Here is a 6,868-nt window from a genome sequence, read left to right on the forward strand (position 1 = left end):
GGATGATCATCAGGGCGGCCTTGGCGATCTGCGCCTGGAAGTCCTCGGCGTCCTCCTCCAGGCCCTCGGGCATGGCGAAAAGATCCGCCGCTGTTCAGCTGAGTTTTACGATGGCACCGGCTACCGCAGATATCGCGGCCAAGATGAGCAGGATATCGGCTGACCAGCAGTGACGTACATGCCGTGTCATGGTTGACATCTGTCCACCCCTCTTTCCCTTTTCGTCAGTTTTCAGCCTTTTTCGCATAACTGAGGCTGCTTTTTCGCTCGTCTTGAATATGGAATCCACGACGGAGCCGCCGAATGCGAAAACCTGAACGGATTCATGCTGAGTTCGGATCGTCACTCCGCCGGAAGATGAAGTGTCTACACTCCTAACGATACCGGGAGGTACCCGATAGGTGAATACGGGGTTCTCCACCGCAATCACTTCAGCGCGCAACACGACCTTACAGCTGCAGATTCTCCGTACGAATGCTGTAACTGTGGCGAATGCGGCCGCCACAAAGAAAACGTCCGAGTAGTTCTCGTTCTCCAAGAACACTGGCAGAGTCAAGGAGTAAAGGCCCCAGACCGCGCTAATGGAGAGCCAGTTCATCACGACCCATGAGCGGCGGCGCAGGATGCGTTTCGATGATTCACTCGAACCTCTGGCGCTCTGCATTTCAACATCCATGCCCTGTGGCGAAGCTGGCACTACCGGCTCCGCACAATCCCAGCGAGAGTTGCGAATTAATTCCGATGTTCAGTGCCGTCCGGCCGGGGTCCACGACCTTGGCAGACTGAGTGGCCCACCCCTTGACTCCACCCCCCACTCCCGATCCGACACCCAGCTTCGTTCGGTATGCAGGGATTTTCACTGTGGCCCGCTCAATAGCGTTGCCAGTGAAAGCTCCCTTCCAGTTGGCTGCTCCCATTCCGCGAGCTGCGACCCCTGCCACAGCACCACCACCGACCGTCCAGGCAAGCGACTTTCCGTAGCCTGCCCAGTCCATCTTTCCGGTTTTCATGGCATCACCTCCGTATGAGATTGTCGCTCCAATCACCCCTACGGCCATGCATGCACCAGCCGAGACGACGAGGCACGCACCGAAGCCAACGACTGTCACGCCAAGTTTGATGCCCTCCCAGTGATTACTCACGAATTTTCCGACGCTGGAATTTTTTACACTATCAAGGGCGTCACTAAAGTGCCCCTTCAGACCCCCGAAGAATCCACTCTTCTTCTTGGGTGCGTCTTTTTTCGAATTGTCGATGAAGCTTTATTGGTTGCCGATTTAGCATTTTTCGCGGCGGCGGATTTCGCGGGCTTCACGAAATAGGCGGCCCTGGAAAACGTGTTCCACTTGTTCGTGTATGAGGCGAGTGCTTTCTTTGCCTTCTTGACGGTTTGGTGAACCAGCTTTTTCCCCGCCTTGGCCGCTTTGTTGGCGTAGGTCCAGAAGCCGTCCCAGAACATCTGACCGTCCGGGTCAGATGCCGTGACGGGCCGGCTGTTGGCGTAGGCGTAGGCGTTCATCTGCAGGGGGTCGTCGATGTCGATGACGGGGTCCACGGAGATGAAGCGTCCCAGGGCGGGATCGTACTCACGGGCTCCGAGGTGGGTGAGTCCGGTGGGGTCGGCGGTTCCTCCGACGAAGCTGCGGGTCCCGGGAAGGGTGCTGCTTCCGGTGGAGCGGCTGGAACGGCTACCAGAAGATCAGCTAGTACATGCCAGGTCATGAACGGGGTGGTGGCCCGGCTGTCAGCCGGGCCACCACCCCGTCACAACGAGACATCGACGCCGCTGCCCTTCACCGCTCTACTCTCCCTCGTCGACGGACGAAGCGGCCAGGTTCTGGTAGGGGTTCGACACCCGGGGCCCGGCGGCACCGCCGCCGCCCGCTGCCGCCGGCAGGCCTCCCTGACGCGATCCGCGGCGACGGTGTCCAGCTGTCGCGGGTAGTGTTGTGCGGGGCCTTGACCCAGCACTCTGAACACGGGGCTATGCGGCCTGTGCCGGCGTAGTTGGTGTGCGGTGGAGGGCGTTCTCGAAGGCGATCGGTGATCGTTGTCCGAGGCGGGAGTGTCGGCGCAGGGCCTTGTAGCGGTGGGGCCGTCGGAAGACATCGAGTCGGGGCCTCGCGCTCGGTCGGCCGGCTCTTTCGTCCTTGCAGGGTCTCGCGTTCGAAGGTCGCGTTGGAGGACTCGGCGAGTGCGCTGTCCGCGCTGGACCCAACCGCGCTCATGCTTCGCCAAACCCCCGCTGACCTGCAAGCTTCGGCGAAAATCCTGCTCGTGTACTGGGCTCCGTGGTCGGTGTGCATGATCGATCCGGCGAGACCGCCGCGGGTGCGGACTGCTGCCGCCTGGGCGTCGGTGACGAGGTCCGCGCGCATGTGGTCGGCGATCGCCCAGCCGGCCAGACGGCGTGATGCGAGGTCGATGACGGCCGCCGGATAGCAGAACTTCCCTCCGCCGAGGGGCAGGCAGGTGATGTCGCCGACGTACTTCGTGTCCGGCTCGCACTGCGGCGGATAGTTCTTCACCACCACGAGACGTCCGCTCTCAGATCCTCAGGGATCGATCCAGTGTCTCGTGTGTCCAACATCAGGGGTCACAAGGCCCGGTGTCGGGTTCGGCCGCGATGACGACGAGATTGGGCTTTTCACTGTAGCCCGTTTCGCCGCTGATCTCGTTGTCACCTGGACACCGTCGATCCGGTTGTCGCGGATGTCGTTGGCCATGTCCCTCGCGGCCAGGTGCGCGGTGACGTCGAGGGCGTCGTTGCGCGCGGCCCCGCGCAGAATGTTCTCGTGGTCGTCTGCCGGCACGTCCACGACGGCCGCAGGGGTTCCCGCTTCCGGCCCAGCCGCCGCAGTCCGAAGGGAGTTGACGCCCAGCAGTTGCTGGACTTCTGCCTGCAGCTCAGGCCGCGTACGAAGTGCCGGAGCGCGGCGGGGTACCGAGGGCGGCGGGAGCGAGGGCGGCGGGAGCGGGAGCGAGTGCGGGCCGAGGTGCGGTGCCGGGCCGGCTTCGGCCGGCCTCGACGAGCGCGCACGCCGGAACGTGGCGGAGCGACCGTTTCCGGCCCTGGGCCGGACCGGCTCATGCCCGGCCATCGCCCCCTGCCTCGCGCGGCATGGCGCAGGGCTCACAGCGCTGTGCGAGTCGCGACAGTCGTTCCATGAGTTCTGGACGGCGGGCCTTCACATAGGCGACCTGCCGCCGCGGAGTACAGCCACGAGAGAGTTTCACCCGGTCCGACCCGGTGGAGTAGTGAATCTGCGAAAGGCCCTCGGTGAGCGCTGCCCGGAGCAACTCGTAGTAGACCAGGCCGAAGTAGAGCGGCAGCTTGCCTTGCGCCTCGTAGTCGAATCCGGCCTGGCGGGCGTACATCTCGCCATGGTGCGTGAACGTGAGAACGAAGCCTGTCAGGTGTCCGTCGAGGTGTGCGGTGGTGACGCGTGCCGCGGCACCCGCGCGGTCGGCGATGCTGTGCAGGACCGCTCTGAAGGCATCCGCGTCGGCAGGGGTGCCGTGCTTGGCGTACAGCGCCAGCTCCAGGGGGGCCAGCTGCTCAATGATGTCCGCGGTGAGCGGCTGCGTGAGATAGGTGACCCCCGCCTCGTCCAGGGCACGCAGTTCCCGCTTGATCTTCACACGGCGTCGCTGCTCGAACCCCGCCAGGTAGGTGTCGAAGGAGCCGTCTTCGGGGACCGGCATGGAGTACGCGGTCTGGCCGGGCAGCGCGAGGTACTGGTGGTCCGTGAGGACACCGCGCAGCAGATCGTCGTCCTCGTCGACGTACAGGTACGACACGGACTGCAAGCCGGCCGCCCAGGCCTCCCGCTCGGCGGCCCGCACCAGGGCCGAGAGCGTCTCGCGCTGCCGGCCCCGGTCCAAGCCGCCGAGCACTCCTGCCTTGGTGTGTGAGGGATTGCGGCCCCCACAGGCCAGAGCGGGCAGTAGCTCGGCCGTCCAGAGGGCTTCTTCCCCCGTGGCACTGCGGTGGATGGTGTCGATGACCCGGCCCGGACTGCAGAAGACGTACGGGGTGCCGTGCTCCAGCGGGTAGCCGGTCAGGACACCGACCGGCTCGTGGTCGTCGAATGCGGTGAAGTAGTACGGCGGCGTCGCGGCGGTGCCCTCGGCGTGCCGCAGCCAGGGGGTCGCGGCGTAGAAGCCGCGGGGTCCGAGCAGTGCGTCCCACCGCTCCGTGTCGACCTCCTCCAGGCTTCGGTGGACGACCACGTCCACCGTCTCGGGGTGGTCCGTCCAGAGCTCGGCACTCATCGCTCGTCCCCCGTCACCGGGGCGATCACCGGGGTGAGCTGGCCCACAGCCGCCTCCGCCCTGCGCACCGCGTCACCAGTGGTGTCGCCGACCGCGACGACGTACCCCAGCAGATCGAGATTGTTCTCGGCCGGGCGGACCCGGTCCCCCGGCCCGGCTTCCAGGTCCACATCGACCACTCCGGGGACGCGCCGCGCCAGTTCCCTGCCGCCGATCCCCGTCAGGGTGCCGGAGGTGCGGGCGGCCAGGTAGCGGGAGGCGGCGGCCAGGTCACGGGTCGCCGTGAGATCGGCGGACTGTCCCGTGTGGAGCCTGACCACTTCGCGCTGGAGGTAGATGCCGGTCGCCTCGCGGATGAGCTGGGTGATCTCCGCGCCGGGCATACGGCCGTTGACCTCGACGATGTACGGGCCCTTGGCGGTCACCTTCACCTCGACGTGCGCGGCGCCGAAGTCGTGACCGACCGCTTCCAGCGCCAGGCAGGCCAGCTCGGCGCACTGCTCACGCACCGGTGCCGACAGCATCGACGGGAAGGTGTCACCCATTTCCACGAAGTACGGGTGGGGGCCGAGCGCCTTGTCGGTCACGCCCAGGACCCGCCGTTCGCCGTTCACCAGAACGGATTCGACGCTCACTTCGAAGCCGAGGAGGTACTCCTCCACGAGCGCGCCGGGACGCCTGGGCTGGCCGCGGAAGTCGGTCGTCGCCGAGCTGATGTCGCGGTAGGCCGCGAGGACCTCGTCCGGCGTACGGCACAGGGTGACGCCGATGCTGGCCGACTCGGTCATCGGCTTCACCACGCACGGGTAACCGAACCGGTCCGCGGCGTCGAGGGCTTCCTGCTCACTCGTGGCCCGGTGGAAGCCCGGCGCGGCGACACCGGCCGCCTCGCAGGCGTACCGCATCAACAGCTTGTCCCGGCATGAGCGGGCGGCGTCCGGGGACAGGCCCGGCAGGCCGAAGCGGGCCGCCACCTCGGCCACGATGGGGATGTTGTAGTCGGTGACCGTCATCACGCCCCGCAGGCGGCCCTCGGCGTGGAACGGCTGCAAGGCAGCGACGACCTTCTCCACGGAGTTGGTGTCCGCCTGGACGATCTGGTCGATGTGCTTGGCGAAGACCTCCTCGGCGATGCCGACCACGCGGTAGCGGTCCGGGTCGTTGCTCACCAGCACGGTGTGGAAACCGAGTTCGTGGGCCGCGCGCAACGGGGTCAGCCCGAAGTTCGACAACTGGCTCTCGACGACGGCGAGTACGCCGGATTCGGTGCTCATGCGTGTGGTTCTCCATTGTTCGGGGCGGCCGGGACGTTCGGGGCCGACGATTCGGTGTGCTCCGCCTCGGGGGCGGCGACGGCTCGGGTGATCGGTGTACGGGCCGCCAGACTCACCAGGAGGGCGGCGAGCGTGAAGACGGCGGGCAGGCAGAGCGCCGCGGCCGCACCCAGGTGGTCGGCGGCCAGGCCCGTTACGGCCGAGCCCGCCGCTCCGCCGATCGCGATGACACTGCCGGCGCCCGCGAAAGCCTGGGTCGCCTTGTCCTGGGCGGCCATTTCTCCGATGAGCTGGAACTCCTCCGCCCCGGCCGGGGCGATCGGCAGGCCGCTGAGCACCAGCAGGGCGCCCAGGAGTACGAGTGCCCAGGAGGCCGACAAACCGGCGTCGTGCGCCAGTCGCGTCGTCGGCAGGATGGCCAGCGCGAGGGTCAGCACGACCAGCAGCCTCACGTATCGGTGGTACGTGGTGCCCCCGAAGGCACGGGCACCGTAGAGCAGTCCGCCGACCACGCTTCCGGCGGACTGGAGGGCGACCAGAGTTCCGGCGAGTTCGGGTGCCGACCCCTGATCCCGCAGCGACGCGGTGACCGCCACCACGAGTCCGCTGGACAGCGCCGCCGTCAGTGCTGTGGCTGCCAGCACGGCCGAGGCCGCGGTCCGCCCGGAACCCGCCCCGTCCCGGGCCCTCTCGGTCCGACCGGCGCCGGGCCGGGGCCGTGGGCCGTGCGTCCGTACGGCCGTCGCCCGTCCGTATCCCAGGCCTCCGGCTCCCAGAAGGACCGCCGTGGCCAGCAGCGCACCGCGGGCCCCCAGCAGAGTGCCGAGCACCGTGACGGCGGACGGCCCGAGGATGAACAGCAGTTCGCTGAGCGTCGCCTCGAAGGAGTAGGCCCGCTGCCGAAGCCGGGCGTCCTGCGCGAGCCCGCCCCACAGCGCCCGCATCGACGCGCCGACCGGTGCGGTGGTCAGCCCCGCCGCACACGTGGCGGCAAGCAGCGCACCCGTTGACGCCGCCTCGGCCCGGAGCGCGACCGCGACCAGGACGAGACCCGCGGCCGGCCCGGTGCCGAGAAGCACCCGGCCGGGGCCGACGCGGTCCATCAGCCGTCCGATGACGGGCCCTCCCACGGCACTGCCGACGGCGTACGCGGCCCCCGCACCGCCGCCGACCGCGAGGGAGCGGCCCGACTGGACGAGTGTCAGCAGCAACGCCAGCGGAACCATGGTTCCGGCCAGGCGCGCGAGCGCGGCGGGCCCCGGGGGTCTCGCCGGCCGCGGAACCGTCGGCCGGATCGTCGGCCGGATCGTCGGCGGAAC

At 67.7% G+C, this 6,868-nt stretch carries 3 protein-coding genes and 2 pseudogenes; all 5 read right to left on the bottom strand.

Annotated features, from left to right (window positions below):
* Window positions 1–1,198: 1,198 nt before the first annotated feature.
* Window positions 1,199–1,645, bottom strand: a pseudogene (locus tag ACWCSV_RS34350) (RHS repeat-associated core domain-containing protein); the annotation flags it as partial.
* Between the two features lie 339 nt (window positions 1,646–1,984).
* Window positions 1,985–2,501: pseudogene (locus tag ACWCSV_RS34355) on the bottom strand (transposase); the annotation flags it as partial.
* Between the two features lie 586 nt (window positions 2,502–3,087).
* Complete coding sequence (locus ACWCSV_RS34360) at window positions 3,088–4,275, bottom strand: GNAT family N-acetyltransferase (protein WP_451149157.1); 1,188 nt, start codon at window positions 4,273–4,275, stop codon at window positions 3,088–3,090.
* Complete coding sequence (locus tag ACWCSV_RS34365; RefSeq protein ID WP_451149159.1) at window positions 4,272–5,549, bottom strand: ATP-grasp domain-containing protein; 1,278 nt, start codon at window positions 5,547–5,549, stop codon at window positions 4,272–4,274. The genes ACWCSV_RS34360 and ACWCSV_RS34365 overlap by 4 nt, the downstream gene beginning before the upstream one ends.
* Window positions 5,546–6,868 (bottom strand): MFS transporter (locus ACWCSV_RS34370; protein ID WP_451149161.1); only part of this gene is annotated, 1,323 nt, incomplete at its 5' end. The genes ACWCSV_RS34370 and ACWCSV_RS34365, both read right to left, overlap by 4 nt.

The sequence above is a fragment of the Streptomyces sp. NPDC001770 genome (assembly GCF_053596135.1).

Coding starts and splice junctions, on each gene's coding strand:
- ACWCSV_RS34360 (WP_451149157.1), bottom strand. CDS start 4,275: ATGAGTGCCGAGCTCTGGACGGACCACCCCGAGACGGTGGACGTGGTC.
- ACWCSV_RS34365 (WP_451149159.1), bottom strand. CDS start 5,549: ATGAGCACCGAATCCGGCGTACTCGCCGTCGTCGAGAGCCAGTTGTCG.